We start from the raw sequence: 14,773 nt of genomic DNA on the forward strand, positions 1-14,773 counted from the left end.
ACTAAATGGGAATGCACCCGACCGTGTAGAAGTACTCAGGATAGTCGAATCCGCAAAGAATCGCGATCTGCTCAGCGGATAGATCAGTCGAAAGCATCAGCTCCTGAGCTCGTTTAATCTGAACACGGCGGATCTCTTCCTGAGGCGTCCGTCCCAGATATTTTCTCACCTGTCGTTCCAGAGTGCTGCGTGACACCGTAGCGTTACGAACGACTTCATCCACACTCACTCCGCGGCAAGCGTGTTCGCGGATGTAACGTAGTGCAGCAGCGACTCCTGCGCCATCGATCGCCACGACATCGGTCGATTGTCGGGTCGCTACGCCGACAGGCGGTACCAGCAGAGTCTCGGTGGCAGGCTTCTCCCCATTCATCAAAACGGCCAGCATCTCGGCGGCCTTAAACCCGACGGCTTCCGCGTGGGGAATCACGCTCGACAGTGGAGGCGAACAGACGCGACATAGCAGGTCGTCATTGTCCACCCCCAAGACTGCTACTTGTTCTGGAACGGAAAGATTGAGCTTAGAACACGCATCAATGATGTGCTGACCGCGGACGTCATTGCAAGCCAGTACGGCGAACGGCGGCTCTAATTCACCAAGCCATTCGGCAATGTGCTGCTGCTCGGTTTCCCAGTCACGTGCGCCTCGGCCGTGCCACGCCGAGGAATACTGTGAGCATGCGTAACCGTTGTTCTCGACATGCTCAACAAAGGCAGCTCCGCGTCTTTCGGACCAAGCTTCCCTGCTGAAACCGCAAAAACCGAAGCGTCGAAACCCACGTTCCAGCAGATACTCGGCCCCCATCTGCCCAATCGCTTCATCATCACTGCGGACCTGCGGTAGATCTCCGTCGCCACGACGATCCGTGACTTCAACGAGCGGCACACCGTTCTTCTCAATGGCTTCAACCAGCTTTGGAGTCGTCGCGCGAGAGATGACGCCGTCGCCCTGCCAATTGCCTAACCAAGAGGGTGGCTTTTGCCACAGATTCCTTTGCTCAACAAAAACAGACCACTCACCATGCATGCGCATGTACTTCACGATCCCAGACATCAGATCGCGCCCATACCCACTGGAAGTTTCGATTATTAGAGCGACATGCCGTTTCATTGCCCCATCATAGCTTGAAGCTTTCGGTCCTCCCATCTCGCAAAAATGTCTCGGCAGGATTATTCGCTTATTCGTGCCGCCGGACAATCTGGACGATGCTGCAGAAGTGGACGCATTTGCTGCCAGTGTCGAGCGTCTGTAAATCATTCCGGCAACTTCGCTCCGCATCCTGCTTTCGGCCGATTGCCACGCGACAGAATCTTGGAGATCCACGCGGCACACGCAGCCCACCATCTCAGGCAACTCCGCTGCCGCGACGAGACTTCGTGAAATGCAATCTGAATAGAACTTACGAGCTGCGAGTACAAAAGCCCAACCGAATTCGTTTGACTTCTGTGCGATTCATGGCAAAGTTTTTTCTAGGCTGATGAAATAATCTCGCGGCCCAGCGCATCTAGTTTTTCACTGGTTCACAAGAAACGAGATTTTTCGCGAACCATCCGTAGGCAACAGCGTCTATTACCCCAGAACCGGCCGACGCTGGTCCACACAAGTCACATCCCAGAGAAGCGAGTAAGAGCTTTCTGATGTTTACGAAACAGCAATCAAGTCGACTCGAACGGATGCACGAAGGGAATACCTTCGGCGATAGCGATTTACGTTATCAGCCCGGTAATGCCCCGGCGTATCGATTGCTCACGTGACACTCGCACAAAGCGAATTGCTTTCTACATGAAGGCTCGGTGTCACGCAGGCATCGAGCCTTTTTTCGTGTCCAAATCGGGCAATCCAACAACACCCCAATATGGGCTGGTAGCTGAGACGGTCTAGCGGCGGTCTGAAGAACCGCAGACGAGGATTCGAGCGCCTCCCGGCCCACTTTGGAATGAGTCTTGAGGTGTGAGTCTTGAGACGTGAGCAAGAAAACTCAGAACTCGAGTCTCAGGACTCAAGACTGTCATGGTAGTCGAGGGCTGGTTGCCCAAACACGGCTGATAACCGAGTTGCGCTGAGTTCAATTCCCAGGGCTACCACTGAAGAAGTTTGAAGAGTGAAGTGCGAAGTGTGAAAGGAGAAGAGCGATGTCATGCCTACGGTCTAAACACCTACAGCCTATAGCCTACTTCGGGGTTGTGGTGTAACTGGCAGCATGACGGACTTCGGGCACCGACGCACGATGCGTTGGTCGTCGTGTAGGCGAGAGTTCGAATCTCTCCGGCCCCACTTGCTACGCATCGGCGTGTAGCTCAGGGGTGAGAGCGGCGTCCTTATAAGGCGACGGTCGCGGGTTCAATTCCCGCCACGCCGACTGACAAGAGGCTCGAGTCCTGAGGGATGAGTCTTGAGTAAGAAATCTCAAGACTCGCGACTCACGACTCACAACTGATTTTGGGATTGTGGCAGACAAGGTAATGCGTCGGTCTCTTAAACCGAATCATGTGAGTTCGATTCTCACCGGTCCCACTGAATAACAACAGCACTGATCGTCTAGCGGCAATCGACCAACACTACGTGTCGGTGCCCGCTCCGTCGTAACGAGGGGACGTCGGTTCAATTCCGACTCGGTGCTCTTTGGATGCCTCGTGCATCCGTGATCTTTGACAATTTGGTTGTGATGCAATTTTGCGCCCATGGTGTAGTGGTAACCCATCTGCTTGCCATGCAGAAGACGCGAGTTCAATTCTCGCTGGGCGCTCTTGTAGGTCATGCTGTGCATGACTGAAGAGTCCTGAGACCTGAGACTTGAGTCGTGAGAAAGCAACATTTCTGTTTTTGCACTCATAGCTCGAGACTCAATACTCAAGACTGACACTCCGGTGTGGCCCAATGGTAAGGCGGCTCCCTGTTAAGGAGACGAGTGAAGGTTCGAGTCCTTCCGCCGGAGCTAAAGGTAGCGAATTAGCAACTAGCCGATTAGCAGTTAGGTTTCGAGCAGTGCAGAAATTGTCTGGCTAACCGCTAACAAGCTAACAGCTAACTCGCTATCCATTCTCTCCGGCGCGTAGACGCGACGTGGGCCTTTGAAGTCCGCTGATCGGGTACGATTCCCGGACGGAGTGCTTCTTAAAAGTTGAAACACCGAGGCGGCAACTGCTGGTCGTTGCACCTGACTCTGAATCAGGCAAACACAGGTTCGATTCCTGTCCTCGGCGCTGTGGCCAGATCTGGTGCTGGTTTCCAGAGACTCACTGTGAATGAGTTTGTCGCCGGTTCAATTCCGGTTGGTCATCCTTTTCAAATGCCGCATTCGACTACTGGCTAGGTCGGCTGTTTTTCAGACAGCAGGAGGGAGATCGAAACTCCCATGCGGTACTTGCTTCAAATGAGGAAAAACGATGGCGTGGTAGATTCTGATGGCAGAATCGCTTGGTTCTCAGCCAGGAGTCCGCGGGTCCGATTCCCGCTCACGTCACTTTGATAGGTGTTTAGAAGATTAGGTGTAACGGTAGCACTGCTGATTCCAAACCAGTAAGTCAGGGTTCGAATCCTTGGGGACGTGCTTGGAAGTTTGAAGGGTGAAGTTGGAAGTCTGAAGGATCGTCACCGGTTCTTCTTGCAGATCGTTGTCAAGATTGCAATCAGTTCGCTGGCCTCAGCTATGAGTGGCTCCAGACGAGAAGGCGAAACGACCTCAGTTTTGGCCAACAGACGCAGCCAATAGTGTGTTTCGCGCGCCTCTTTCGCTGCGATCGAATACTTGTGAACGAAGTCACGCTTGCTTTCACTTGCCTGAGCTTCTTCCACGTTCGCGCCAATTGACGTACCCGATCGCAGCAATTGCCGCATCAAGGTCGCTGCGACACTGCTATCGCTCTCTAACGCAAGACAGAGCCGTACAATTCGCTCGGAAAACGCAAAGGTTCGGCCGGGTAAGTCACTCTTCATAGCAACAATTTACCGCATATCAATTCAAACTTCCTCCTTCCAACTTCAAACTTCCAGAGTCCTGTGGTCCAACGGCAACGACACCTGTTTTACACGCAGGAAACGATGGTTCGATTCCATCCAGGACTACTGACAGGAAGATGCCCAGATACGCCAATCGGCAGAGCGATGAGCCCTTCCGGCAATAAACACAGCAACCCGAGTGTTTGCAGGGGCGATTCCTGCTCTGGGTACTCGCGAAGTTTGAATGGTGAAGAGTGAAGTCTGAAAACCGTCATGCGAACCTATTTCACACTTCACCCTTCTTACTTCCAACTTCATTCTTGGGGCGCTCGTCCAACGGGAAGACGTCTGTGTTGCAAGCAGAAGATCAGGGTTCGATTCCCTGGTGCTCCACTGGGTTAGCTGTTTAGTTCGTTAGGAGTTAGGTGTTTAGAAAGAGGCCGGTCTAATGGCGATTGCCTTCTGGTTTCCCTAATTCCTAGTTCGCTAAATCCTAATCCCCTAATCATGGCTCGGTAGGCAATTGGCAGACCACTTTGGCTTAGAACCAGAGATGCTGTGGGTTCGAGTCCCACCTGAGCTACTGAACATGCGGGCGTAGTGTCCAACGGCCAGCACGATTGGCTTCCAACCAATTAGTCTCGGTTCGAATCCGAGTGCCCGTACTTTTTTCAATTCAAAAGTCCTCGTGGAGCAGCGGAGTGCTCGCTTGGTATTCGAGTTCGCGCAGTGAACCGTACGCCATGTCGAGGAACCGAACGAAGTCGGCATCAGAATCACGTCCGCAGCCTTCGACAATATTCGATGGCACCGACACAGCCGCCCGGCGCATTTGGGAAGTGAGGCCGAATTGTTCTTCACGGGGGAATCCGCTCGTGAACTTGTACGTCAACAACGCCACTTCGTCGGCCAACTCGAATGCTCGTAGTTTTGTGTGATCGCGCATTGCCTTTCTCCTTCTCGACCTAATTCCTAACGACCTAAATCCTAACCAACTAACACTGCGGATGGGCCAGTGCTCAGCCAGGCCTCATAAGCCAGGAACGCCGGGTGCGACCCCCGGATCCGCTAATTGACTAAGTTCCAGGTTTGAAGTTCCACGTTCCACGCTTAACACGAGCATCTTGGAACATGGAACTTCGAACATGGAACTAATCCCACCGATCGCGTGGTCCAGCGGCTAAGACGCCTGCGTGACAAGCAGGAGACCGATGGTTCGATTCCATCCGTGATCACTGAAACAAGGTCTGTAAGTGTTGCGGCAGCACGCGTCTGTGGTATGGACGAAGACCGGGTTCAATTCCCGGACGGACCTCTGATATGGGCTGGCATGTTCGCCGAGAAAGAAACTCTGCGGGCGACTGATCCTTGCAAGATCGGTGGGAGGGTTCGATTCCCTTCCGGTCCACTCATGAACGGAAGGGCAATCCGATCGGCGACGGTATCCGGTTGCTAGCCGGGCGAGCATCTTGATGGTGCCTTGAGGGTTCGACTCCCTCTCCTTCCGCTTGTCTGCAACGGCTCGATGGTGAAACGGACATCATCTCTGGCTTCTAACCAGAAGTTCCGGGTTCGATTCCTGGTCGGGCTACTGCCGAATTCTGCGGTCACGTTGGCTGCCGGCATCATTCCGCTTGTTTGACACTTTTGAAAGGCATTGTCATGAGCATGCAGAGTATCGAGCGTCAATTCACGCGGATTGGTGCTCGAGCGAAAGTCCACCCTCCGATCGCCAGACGCTGGGGAACACCTCCCGAAGTCTCGATCGACATCGGCAACGACGCCGAGGGCGAATTCTTCGATCTTGCGATTCAGCCCAAGTTGGTCGCTGAAACGCAGGTCATCGATGTTCAGCCTTCAATGCGGCACCTACTTTTGATGTCACGTCAAGACGACGGAAAGCATAAGTTCCTGTGCGGACACGATGAACGTCACTGGTTCGTCGCGGCCGTTCCGGAGCGAGCTTCGGTTTCTTCGGTAAAGACAGCGTTCGACGCGCTCAAGCCAACTGCGGTACGAGCACTCGAGAACCGTCTCGGTGTGAAGCCGCGGAAGCGAAATCGACGACGCAACGAAGCATTCATCCGCCAAGGTGAATGGTTCTTCGTTCCCGTCGAAAACCCGAGCTTTGTCGATGAGCGATTGGTTCTGCGAAACGAGCCGATTGCACGTGGCGGTGGAAAGCCGCATATGTGCGAAGAGGTCGTTCGGCAGGGAGGACAACTGGTTTACGTCAGCAACCAATACCCAAACGGTGTGACCGAGGGACAGCATCGGCGATTGATTAGCCGAAAGCCGGAACTTCGTCATCTGCACTGGGTAGCACAACGACGAAACCCAAGCGTGTTCGTTCGAGGACGAGTGCGTCATCCGGATCACAAGACGATCATCTTGAACAGATGGCATCAAGTCATGATGAACACAGGAAATGACTCGCTTGCAATGCGACACGTCGCGTTCATCGATTAACCCGCGGCTCTCCACCACGGTGGCGAGCCGTTTTTAAAGTCGCGAGTCGTGAGCGATGAGTCCTGAGTATTCACTCATAGCTCAAGACTCAAGTCTCGCGACTCTTCCCGCCGACGTGGCTCGACTGAGTAAGGCACTGCTCTTGGCAGTGTTTTCTTTTTGGTTCGCCCATGCGGGTGCCCAGTCGACGCCTCTGACCGTTTTTCGTCCTTGGAGTGTGCCGGATTCGCACGCGACTTTGCGGAGGTCGTAGACCAGGTTCGATTCCTGGCGAGGACGCTTGATTACATGACTCGCGGGTGTGCTGGATAGCATGACAGTCTTCGAAACTGTCGGACCAGGTTCGATTCCTGGGCGAGTTACTTGCCTCGGCGGCGTTAGGAGCGAGCGAACAAATGGATCCTGCGTTCACCATTCGAAATGATCGCTCAGATTGTCCTGATCTGACAGCTCGTACTTCATATCAACTCCGCTCCGAGGCTCCATTCACTTAACCATTTCAAATCATCAATCACGCAAACCGACAGGAGGTGCATCATGATGATTAGCGGTGCTCGACGAGAGTTCATCATTAAGGACACCCACCGCGGTTTGTACTACGAAGACGGTAAGCTGACGAAGATCCTCGAGGCGGGACACTACAAGATTCCGCCACGCAAGCGATTCTTCAAGAAGCTGCCGACCGTCGAGTGCATGCTGGTCGATGTTCGTGAGCGAGAGCTAACGATCAAGGGCCAGGAAATCTTGACGGCTGACAAGGTGGCCATCCGAGTCAGCATTCTGGTGCAGTTCCGTGTGACGGATCCGAAGGCTGCGATCCACACGGTCGACAGCTTTGAGGACCGACTGTACAGCGACGTGCAGCTAGCAGCGCGACGTTCACTGGCGTCGATGACGCTCGAGGAAATCCTGACGAACCGAAACCGGCTTAGTGAGGATATCCTGTCCGACGTGACTGAATCTGCTGGCAGCTACGGTGTGACGATCAGGCGAGCTGACGTGAAGGACTTGATCTTCCCGGGAAACCTGCAGGAGATCATGAACCGCGTTCTGGCAGCCGAGCGACACAGTCAAGCTCAACTCGTCGAAGCACGCACGCGTGCCGAAGTCGAGCAGATCGAGGCGGAGTCTCGAGCTGAAATCACGCGCCGTGATGCCCAGGCGGATGCCGAAGCACGACGATTGCGTGAGCAAGCCGAAGCGGAAGCGACGCGAGCAAGGGCGGAAGCCGAAACGCAAGCGTACGCGGAACGCGTCAAGGCAGCCGAGGCACTGGAAGGCCATCCGGCACTGCTGCGACTGGCCGAACTCGAAACGCTGCGTGAGCTAGCCAAGAACGGCAACGCGCGACTGTACCTCGGCCTCGACCGGGTCAGTCTGAACGGAACGGATTAAGGAAAGCACGATTAATGATGGAAGCGAATCGTGCATTCGATTCAAGCAGGACCGGTGACCCGTTCATCGGTCCTGCGAGTTTTCGTCCTTGGAGTGTGCCGGACAGCACGCGACGTCGATCCTGAGGATCGCTCCGCGATCGCGCGAAGGTCGTAGATCAGGTTCGATTCCTGGCGAGGACGCTTAACACTTACAATTGACGCCAATACAAATGGAGAACGCGACGCAAAACCAAACGATTGCATGTATCGATGTAGGCTACACGGATAGTGCCGCGCGAGCTGCGTGCGTTGTCATTGACGACTGGCACGTTTCGATCCCAGTCGCCGAGCATGTGGCGATGATCCATGAGGTAAAGGAATATCAACCCGGCGAATTCTACCGTCGAGAGCTGCCGTGCATTCAAGCGGTGCTCGCGAAACTCGATCAACCACCGACTTGCATCGTGGTCGACGGCTACGTTTTGCTGGATGGAAATGGCCGTCCCGGATTGGGGGCTCATCTCTACGAAACGCTCGATCGCAAGATTCCCGTGATCGGTGTGGCGAAGAACCCGTTCAAGGACACGGACCACGCCACCGAACTTCGCAGAGGCACCAGCGATCGACCGCTTTACATTACGGCAGTTGGACTTCCGGTCGCCCAAGCAGTGCTGAACATCGGCGCCATGCATGGCCCACATCGACTGCCAACGATTTTGAAACGAGTCGATCAGTTGAGCCGTGGTGGAAACTAGCGAACCCAATCGCTCATCAAGAGTCTTAAACGTCAACTTGTTTCCATCCGAAGCTAACCACAAATCTGGGATTGGACCGATGCGATACGAAAACGAGCACAACGAAGACCATTGCTTTCGAGCCCATGAGTAAACGCCGACGCGGCTTCCCCTCGGAGACTCACGTCAAGTGTGGACTGCGAATCGTCCATGGCGATAAGCAACTCGAAGAAAATCTTGGACGCAATGATCCCTGCCCATGCGGCAGCGGCCTGCGATTCAAACGATGTTGCCTCAAGTCGGGCCACTTTTGATGGCTCCAATCGCGACGACTACTTTTAGAGAGAAGGAGTAGTGAGTCTTGAGCGGTGAGTCGTGAGAAAGCCAAAAACTAAGATTCTTTGCGGAGCGAGCGGATTAGTCCGGCGAGGACTCTTGCCGTTTCGTCGGCTTGGCTCGCCAGTTGTTCGGCCGTATCGCTCGACGTGTATTCGAGTCGTTTTGCGATTGTTAGCTGATATTCGACCTCGCGTACCGATCCAAAGGCCATGTCAAGGAAACGCAGGAAGTCGGCTTCCGAGTTCCGTGCACATCCTTCGACGATGTTCGACGCGATAGAAACAGACGCCCTGCGAAGTTGCGAAGTCAGCCCGAACATTTCGTCCTTCGGAAATGTCCTGGTTGCTGAATAGACGGACATGACAAGCTGATCCGCCAATTCGAACGCTCGAAGTTTTCGATGATCCCGCATATTTCACTTCCCTTTTACTCAGGACTCACAACTCAAGACTCACCCCTATCCTAACGCTGGAGCCAGATGGCCAGGCAACCGGCTGCAACCCGGTCGAAGTGGGTTCGACTCCCACCAGCGTTTCTGACGAATCGACTGCAGGCTTGGATTACATATTGATAATGTGAACCATCTGAGCTGTTACCCCGTCGATCCGTCGCAAACCAACACTGCTTGAACTGCCGTTTGGGTCTACATATGAGGAGCCTAAGGTAGCGATGTCGGGCGACCGGCTAGTGAACGTCACCGGAGTCTCTCGCAGACAAAGGTGACAGTCAACGATCGGCGAAAGCCGAAAACGGACGCTCCTAAACGACTCAACAACCACTTCGTTCAAGCGTAAAACACGGCGACTGCCGGTTCGGAATACATGCTAACCAATGTGCCGTCCAGTGAGTCTGGCAACGACGTTCGCGTCGCTGGTGGGTTCGATTCCCACACGTTTGTGATCTGACCAATACCTCGTCGCCAACCATACACAACTGACTGCCGATTCGGAGTACATAGGGTTCTGTGGTCGAAAGACCTTGCGGGTTCGAATCCCGTCTGCGATCCACGATCGCAGTGGTGCAATTGGAAGACACGCGGAAAAAAGCCTCTGGTCAACACCTCGTCGGTTGCTTTTGAACACGAACATGGCGACTGCCAGTTTGGAATACATGGATTAAGACACGTGCCTGCACGAGAAGCGGGTTCGAGTCCCGTCCAGCATCGCTGGTCGTCTATCTGATGCTTCTGAACGACAACTTCGTCGCCAACCATACACGATTGACTGCCAGGTTGGACTACATCACGCGACGGTCGCGGGTTCGAATCCCGCCAAAGCAATTCGAGCTGTGAGCGATGAGCTGTGAGACTTGAGTGAGAAGGCTCGAGTCTCAGGACTCAAAGCTCACGACTTTTTCTGCTTTGTAGCTCAGTGGGTAGAGCATCGAACTGTCTGATCGAACACTTCGTTGATCGTTTTCCCTTTAGAGAAAAACAAGGCGACGACAGAAGTTTGAAGTGAGAAGAGTGAAGTGTGAAAGTCTGGGACAGAGCTGTTTTCAAACTTCGTACTTCACTCTTCAAACTTCCAAAGGCTTCGTCGCCACCAATACACGACTAACTGCCGAGTTGGAGTACATCGACTGTTAATCGAAGGATGCGGGTTCGAGTCCCGTCGGTTTGGCCTCGCTGAACCGTAGCTCAATTGGGAGAGCTTCTCTCTATCACATCACCTCGTCAGCCGTTTTTCATTTGCTCGTGAGAGTAACCATGCGTGTGCAACTTCAATTATTCGCCATTACGAAGTCCGGCGCCGAGTAATCGGACGCCGGCCGAAGACTTTCTGCACATTCAAAACTACTTTCACTAAGCAAAATGAATCATGGAAACCACAACCGACACCAACTTCGCGACCAACGTGGCAACACGCGTCGCCGGAGAAGACATCAAACGAGGAGACTACGTCACGGCGTTGACAGAGATCTACGAACTGCCATCGTTCCTGTGGTGCTGCTCAGGCGGCACGCTTGCGGCGGACGAGCCGGTTCGATCGGTCTACAAAGCCCGTGACGCTGGCCAACCCAGCAAAGTCGTCGCCGTCTGCTTGCCATTCGTTTACACCAAGCAAGCGAAAGGCGGCACCGCGATCCTCGACATCCGAAAACACCAGCTTGTCCGGCTTGACCGCGACACTGGCCGCAAGGTGTGGAAGCGATTGCGGAAGAACTTGAAGAAGAAACGGAAGTAACAAACGCACACGATCGACTGCCGATTCGGAGTACATGCTTCAGGAGCCGGGTGTCGTGGGTTCGAGTCCCACCGGCCCAATTTGAGTCATGAGCAGTGAGTCGTGAGACCTGAGTGAATTTGCTCAAGCCTCAAGACTCGGGTCTCAAGACTATTCCAGGGCCGTAGCTCAGTGGTAGAGCACCGTAAATCCTCTGGTCACACTTTCGTCGATCGCGTTTTGTTTTTCCAACTGCATCACAACCAAGAGCAATCCAACGTAGTGGACGAGGTAACGAGTCCTTCCCCGCAACACCGAAGCGGGGACTCGTCACCTCGTCCACTACAAACCGAACACATTCGACTGCCGGAGTGGAGTACATGGCTACCCAGGTTCGACTCCCGGCCGGCCCCCTTCTCAAGAAACTTGATACGGGGCCGGACCCTGTGATCTTCGCGTGCGTCTGTCGCAGGGAAGAACTCTGCCCCAACACCTCGTCGAGTGTTTGAAACAATTCGTGGGATGGTCAGTCCGATCGCCTCTGGGTTACAAGTCGGACTCCATTCCACAACGGTCATCCCGACTGTCGGAACGGAGTACATGAGAGTTCGATTCCCTCCGGTGCCTCTTTCGTCAGCCGAAACGTTCGGCTGAAAACAACATGGCGCCGCGGCTCATTGGGAGCCACCTCTGACCCAAACTTCGTCGGGACTTTTTACTTCGTCGTGAGCGGAACTTCTGGTCACGACTGTCCAAGCAGGTTCATCGCCTGCAATATGTAGGAGGCTGTAATGGCGAATAAGTCTTTGTTCTCAAGCATCACTAGCGTTCTTCCACGAGCGACCACGGTAAACGAAGCCGGTGGTCCAGCGTACAAGTTCCCGGCGAAGCATGCGCTCGCGCAGCTGGCGGCTACAGGTACGTTCGGAAACGTGTTCTACGCGTCGGCGCAGAATCAGCTCGACGAGCTACGCAAGCTGATCGACGGAGTCGACGACAACGAGTACCTGGCGAAGCTGGCGGTCTACTCGCGTGAGCGAGCTTACATGAAGGACATGCCGGCGGCGCTGCTGGTCACGCTGTCGACTCGCGACACGGCCCTGATGCACAAGGTCTTTGACCGAGTCGCTGACAACGGTCGCGTACTGCGCACGGTGTTCCAGATGGTTCGCTCGGGCCAGTTCGGTCGCAAGGGTCTGTCGTCTTCGCTTCAGCGTGCGTTCCAGCGTTGGCTGAACGAGGCTTCGACGGGCAAGTTGCTGTCGGCATCGATCGGTAACGATCCGAGCCTGCGCGACGTCCTGCGAATGGCACGTCCGACGCCGAAGGATGACGCTCGCCGAGCGTTGTTCGGATGGCTGACCGACAAGGAAGTCGACAAGTGGGCTCCGGCAACGGAAGCTGACTTGCCGTCAGCGGTTCAGTCACTCAGCGCGTTCCGTACGGCCGACACGGCTGAGGCTCAGGCGCTGATTGCTGGCGACCTGCAGGTCCGATGGGACTTGCTGGCCGACACGGCGAAGGGTCCGCTCGTCTGGAAGGCAATCGCACGACAGATGGGACCGCAGGCTCTGCGCATGAACCTGAACACGCTGTTGCGTCACGACGTATTCAAGAACGGTAAGAAGCCTGATAACACGATGATCGATTACGTTGCCGGCCGCATCGCGGACGTTGACGCGATCCGTCGTTCACGTCAGTTCCCATACCAGTTCTTGGCGGCGTACCTGAACGCTGCGGACGAAGTTCCACACAAGATCAAGTCTGCGTTGCATGACGCGGCGGAGATCGCTTGTGGCAACATCCCGCAGTTGCCGGCGCCGGTCATCATCGGTCTGGACACGTCTGGATCGATGGGATGCTCCGTGACGGGATGGCAGGCTCGAGGCCGCGCGTCGAAGATGCGTTGCGTTGACGTCGCCGCGTTGTTCGCCGCAGCAATCCTGCGTCGCAACCCGGACAGCGTCGTCGTTCCGTTCGATACGCGTGCTTACCAGGCGAAGATCGATCCAAGCGATTCGATCCTGAGCCTGTCGGCTCGGCTTTCGAAGTACGGAGGTGGTGGAACGGATGTGTCGTTGCCATTGGTCGAAGCCAACAAGCGTTACGCAAAGCGTGCGTTTGCTGGAATCGTCCTGGTCAGCGACAACGAAAGCTGGATCAACTCGGGACGTGCCTACGGATACGGCCGAGGAGGTTCGACCGGCGTCATGACCGAGTGGGAGAAGTTCAAGAAGACCCAGCGCGGACACGGCATCGCCGATCCAAAGCTAGTCTGCATCGACATCGCTCCCTACGGCAACACGCAAGTCCCCGATCGCCAGGACATCCTGAACATCGGAGGCTTCAGCGACGCAGTCTTCAACGTCGTCAGCAACTTCCTAGAGTCCGACACCAACCGCTTCGTCCGCGAGGTCGAGGCAGTTGACGTGTAGGATTTCAAGGATCAAGTACCAACAACAAAACGCCCGCGGTGGAGGAATCTATCGCGGGCGTTTTCTCTTTGTCTGCGACGAGATGCCATTGGTATTCTTGAATATTGCGAGGGCGCGAATCAACGTCTGAGTGTACGCTGCTGCATACAAAATGAACTGACGTCCAGCAATGATCGCAAGCCACACCATGTCCGACGCATCACCGATCCGATCTTCAAGAAACAGGCGGCTTGGTCATCATCGACTAGAAATCCGACGACATTACGGGAGTCCAGGTTATGGAGAGCAGGCAACTACTATCGCGGTCAGATAGATTACTACAGTTCACATTGGCAGAGCGTTTTTGACCGCACTTGCAAAGAACTCGGACGTTTCTCTACGCGTCGTGGATCTTAACTCTGGACCGAGACCGCATGACTGACGAACAAACAGCTGAAATCGCTGACAACATGTTTGGCGAAAAGTTATATCAAAAGCGTGCTCGAATGGCGCTTCCGATATTGGTTCGCTACGCGTTTGCACAACGCGTCTTGACCTATGAAGAACTCGCTCGCCAACTCGATATGCAAAACGCGCGGAATCTGAATTTCGTGCTGGGTAGCATTGGAGTGACACTGTCTGAGCTGAGTAATTCCTGGGGCCACCAGATCCCCAGAATTGCACTGTTGGTTGTGAATAAATCGACGGGAATGCCAGGGCGTGGAGTCGACACACTGTTGACCCCAGACTTGGAATCTCTGACAAAGCACCAACGCGACGCACTTATCAATGAAACTCTCGCATCCGTGTTCGCGTATACGCGCTGGCTTGAAGTACTAAGAGAACTCGAGCTGCAACCCCCGCCTGCAATCGTTCCGGAGCTCATCGAGGCAGCCCGTTCCGATGGTGGTGGCGAAAGTGAAAAACACAAGAAGTTGAAGCAAGCGATCGCTGCGGACCCAACGCTCGTCGGCTTGCCAAGATCGCTTGGGAACGGAGAGGTCGAATTTCCGCTTCCATCTGGTGACGTTGTCGACGTCGTGTTTCGCAGAGGGAATTCTTGGATTGCGGTCGAGGTAAAGTCATCCATTTCGGATGTTGCCGATGTAACGCGCGGACTGTTTCAGTGTGTTAAATACGACGCTGTGTTAAAGGCGTGGCGTTCAACGCAGTGTGAATTGGCAGACATCCGTGTCATCCTCGCGCTCGAGTCACCGCTGCCATTCGAGCTTCTTGACCTAAAAAGTGCTTTGGGTACCGAAGTGGTCGACCAGGTCAGCCTGGGCTAATTGGCCCGAGCACCCCCGGATAGTCGGCTTTGGTAAGGTTTGCTATC

The 14,773-nt window shown here is 54.6% G+C and carries 12 protein-coding genes and 17 tRNA genes; 25 read left to right on the forward strand and 4 right to left on the reverse strand.

All coding sequences use genetic code 11. From position 1 onward, the window contains the following. Position 1 precedes the first annotated feature (1 nt). The gene (locus NZK35_RS07215; protein WP_259631876.1) at positions 2 to 1,111 is read right to left on the reverse strand and encodes an AraC family transcriptional regulator; all 1,110 of its coding nucleotides are present in this window, start codon (positions 1,109 to 1,111) and stop codon (positions 2 to 4) included. Positions 1,112 to 1,156: 45 nt separating this feature from the next. Here NZK35_RS07215 and NZK35_RS07220 point away from each other — a divergent pair, with 45 nt between their 5' ends. The 9 genes from NZK35_RS07220 (at position 1,157) to NZK35_RS07260 (ending at position 3,548) form a co-directional block, all read left to right on the forward strand. Continuing rightward, entirely contained in the window at positions 1,157 to 1,381 is a 225-nt protein-coding gene (locus tag NZK35_RS07220; protein ID WP_323379618.1) for a DUF1569 domain-containing protein, read from the forward strand. Positions 1,382 to 1,858: 477 nt separating this feature from the next. Continuing rightward, positions 1,859 to 1,930: transfer RNA gene (locus NZK35_RS07225), tRNA-Phe, on the forward strand. 357 nt (positions 1,931 to 2,287) lie between these two features. Further along, positions 2,288 to 2,360: transfer RNA gene (locus NZK35_RS07230), tRNA-Ile, on the forward strand. Positions 2,361 to 2,442: 82 nt separating this feature from the next. Further along, positions 2,443 to 2,515, forward strand: a tRNA-Lys gene (locus NZK35_RS07235). 13 nt (positions 2,516 to 2,528) lie between these two features. Next, positions 2,529 to 2,621, forward strand: a tRNA-Thr gene (locus NZK35_RS07240). 55 nt (positions 2,622 to 2,676) lie between these two features. Further along, positions 2,677 to 2,747: transfer RNA gene (locus NZK35_RS07245), tRNA-Gly, on the forward strand. Between the two features lie 117 nt (positions 2,748 to 2,864). Further along, positions 2,865 to 2,936 (forward strand) — tRNA-Asn (locus NZK35_RS07250). Positions 2,937 to 3,389: 453 nt separating this feature from the next. Then, positions 3,390 to 3,464 (forward strand) — tRNA-Glu (locus NZK35_RS07255). Between the two features lie 24 nt (positions 3,465 to 3,488). Then, positions 3,489 to 3,548 (forward strand) — tRNA-Trp (locus tag NZK35_RS07260). Between the two features lie 44 nt (positions 3,549 to 3,592). On the opposite strand, the gene NZK35_RS07265 is transcribed toward NZK35_RS07260, so the two are convergent. Next, the gene (locus NZK35_RS07265) at positions 3,593 to 3,937 is read right to left on the reverse strand and encodes a four helix bundle protein (protein WP_259631877.1); all 345 of its coding nucleotides are present in this window, start codon (positions 3,935 to 3,937) and stop codon (positions 3,593 to 3,595) included. A gap of 57 nt (positions 3,938 to 3,994) precedes the next feature. Between NZK35_RS07265 and NZK35_RS07270 the strand changes: the two genes are divergently transcribed. The 4 genes from NZK35_RS07270 to NZK35_RS07285 all read left to right on the forward strand — a co-directional run bounded on the left by NZK35_RS07270 (position 3,995) and on the right by NZK35_RS07285 (position 4,605). Further along, positions 3,995 to 4,066, forward strand: a tRNA-Val gene (locus NZK35_RS07270). Between the two features lie 196 nt (positions 4,067 to 4,262). Beyond that, positions 4,263 to 4,333, forward strand: a tRNA-Ala gene (locus NZK35_RS07275). Positions 4,334 to 4,449: 116 nt separating this feature from the next. Then, positions 4,450 to 4,523, forward strand: a tRNA-Leu gene (locus NZK35_RS07280). Positions 4,524 to 4,531: 8 nt separating this feature from the next. After that, positions 4,532 to 4,605: transfer RNA gene (locus NZK35_RS07285), tRNA-Gly, on the forward strand. An 11-nt stretch (positions 4,606 to 4,616) separates the two neighbouring features. Here the strand turns inward: NZK35_RS07285 and NZK35_RS07290 are convergent. Continuing rightward, a complete protein-coding gene (locus NZK35_RS07290; RefSeq protein WP_259631878.1) occupies positions 4,617 to 4,886 on the reverse strand; it encodes a four helix bundle protein in 270 nt (89 codons plus the stop codon). 216 nt (positions 4,887 to 5,102) lie between these two features. Here NZK35_RS07290 and NZK35_RS07295 point away from each other — a divergent pair. From NZK35_RS07295 to NZK35_RS07330, 8 genes are all read left to right on the forward strand, one after another. Continuing rightward, positions 5,103 to 5,175, forward strand: a tRNA-Val gene (locus tag NZK35_RS07295). A 182-nt stretch (positions 5,176 to 5,357) separates the two neighbouring features. Further along, positions 5,358 to 5,447 (forward strand) — tRNA-Ser (locus NZK35_RS07300). A gap of 12 nt (positions 5,448 to 5,459) precedes the next feature. Further along, positions 5,460 to 5,531 (forward strand) — tRNA-Arg (locus NZK35_RS07305). A gap of 71 nt (positions 5,532 to 5,602) precedes the next feature. After that, positions 5,603 to 6,409: a hypothetical protein gene (locus tag NZK35_RS07310; protein ID WP_259631879.1), complete on the forward strand. Its 807-nt coding sequence runs from the start codon at positions 5,603 to 5,605 to the stop codon at positions 6,407 to 6,409. Positions 6,410 to 6,699: 290 nt separating this feature from the next. Continuing rightward, positions 6,700 to 6,771: transfer RNA gene (locus NZK35_RS07315), tRNA-Arg, on the forward strand. A gap of 175 nt (positions 6,772 to 6,946) precedes the next feature. Next, complete coding sequence (locus NZK35_RS07320; protein WP_259631880.1) at positions 6,947 to 7,804, forward strand: slipin family protein; 858 nt, start codon at positions 6,947 to 6,949, stop codon at positions 7,802 to 7,804. 211 nt (positions 7,805 to 8,015) lie between these two features. Next, positions 8,016 to 8,540 (forward strand): endonuclease V, encoded by a 525-nt coding sequence (locus NZK35_RS07325; protein WP_259631881.1) that lies wholly within the window; start codon positions 8,016 to 8,018, stop codon positions 8,538 to 8,540. A gap of 125 nt (positions 8,541 to 8,665) precedes the next feature. Further along, a complete protein-coding gene (locus tag NZK35_RS07330; protein ID WP_259631882.1) occupies positions 8,666 to 8,833 on the forward strand; it encodes an SEC-C metal-binding domain-containing protein in 168 nt (55 codons plus the stop codon). Positions 8,834 to 8,910: 77 nt separating this feature from the next. Here NZK35_RS07330 and NZK35_RS07335 read toward each other — a convergent pair whose 3' ends face one another. After that, entirely contained in the window at positions 8,911 to 9,219 is a 309-nt protein-coding gene (locus tag NZK35_RS07335; RefSeq protein WP_407699774.1) for a four helix bundle protein, read from the reverse strand. 103 nt (positions 9,220 to 9,322) lie between these two features. Between NZK35_RS07335 and NZK35_RS07340 the strand changes: the two genes are divergently transcribed. The 4 genes from NZK35_RS07340 (at position 9,323) to NZK35_RS07355 (ending at position 14,726) form a co-directional block, all read left to right on the forward strand. Further along, positions 9,323 to 9,393: transfer RNA gene (locus tag NZK35_RS07340), tRNA-Cys, on the forward strand. Positions 9,394 to 10,678: 1,285 nt separating this feature from the next. Beyond that, a complete protein-coding gene (locus NZK35_RS07345; protein WP_259631884.1) occupies positions 10,679 to 11,044 on the forward strand; it encodes a hypothetical protein in 366 nt (121 codons plus the stop codon). A gap of 770 nt (positions 11,045 to 11,814) precedes the next feature. Continuing rightward, entirely contained in the window at positions 11,815 to 13,458 is a 1,644-nt protein-coding gene (locus NZK35_RS07350; protein WP_259631885.1) for a TROVE domain-containing protein, read from the forward strand. Positions 13,459 to 13,871: 413 nt separating this feature from the next. Further along, positions 13,872 to 14,726, forward strand: coding sequence for a hypothetical protein (locus NZK35_RS07355; RefSeq protein WP_259631886.1), 855 nt, complete (start codon positions 13,872 to 13,874; stop codon positions 14,724 to 14,726). The last annotated feature ends 47 nt before the right edge of the window (positions 14,727 to 14,773 follow it).

Origin of the sequence: Stieleria sedimenti (assembly GCF_025060895.1) — a bacterium.
Taxonomy (GTDB): domain Bacteria; phylum Planctomycetota; class Planctomycetia; order Pirellulales; family Pirellulaceae; genus Stieleria; species Stieleria sedimenti.

Coding starts and splice junctions, on each gene's coding strand:
- NZK35_RS07330 (WP_259631882.1), top strand. CDS start 8,666: ATGAGTAAACGCCGACGCGGCTTCCCCTCGGAGACTCACGTCAAGTGT.
- NZK35_RS07310 (WP_259631879.1), top strand. CDS start 5,603: ATGAGCATGCAGAGTATCGAGCGTCAATTCACGCGGATTGGTGCTCGA.
- NZK35_RS07215 (WP_259631876.1), bottom strand. CDS start 1,111: ATGAAACGGCATGTCGCTCTAATAATCGAAACTTCCAGTGGGTATGGG.
- NZK35_RS07325 (WP_259631881.1), top strand. CDS start 8,016: ATGGAGAACGCGACGCAAAACCAAACGATTGCATGTATCGATGTAGGC.
- NZK35_RS07290 (WP_259631878.1), bottom strand. CDS start 4,886: ATGCGCGATCACACAAAACTACGAGCATTCGAGTTGGCCGACGAAGTG.
- NZK35_RS07335 (WP_407699774.1), bottom strand. CDS start 9,219: ATGTCCGTCTATTCAGCAACCAGGACATTTCCGAAGGACGAAATGTTC.
- NZK35_RS07265 (WP_259631877.1), bottom strand. CDS start 3,937: ATGAAGAGTGACTTACCCGGCCGAACCTTTGCGTTTTCCGAGCGAATT.
- NZK35_RS07350 (WP_259631885.1), top strand. CDS start 11,815: ATGGCGAATAAGTCTTTGTTCTCAAGCATCACTAGCGTTCTTCCACGA.
- NZK35_RS07320 (WP_259631880.1), top strand. CDS start 6,947: ATGATGATTAGCGGTGCTCGACGAGAGTTCATCATTAAGGACACCCAC.
- NZK35_RS07355 (WP_259631886.1), top strand. CDS start 13,872: ATGACTGACGAACAAACAGCTGAAATCGCTGACAACATGTTTGGCGAA.
- NZK35_RS07345 (WP_259631884.1), top strand. CDS start 10,679: ATGGAAACCACAACCGACACCAACTTCGCGACCAACGTGGCAACACGC.
- NZK35_RS07220 (WP_323379618.1), top strand. CDS start 1,157: ATGTCTCGGCAGGATTATTCGCTTATTCGTGCCGCCGGACAATCTGGA.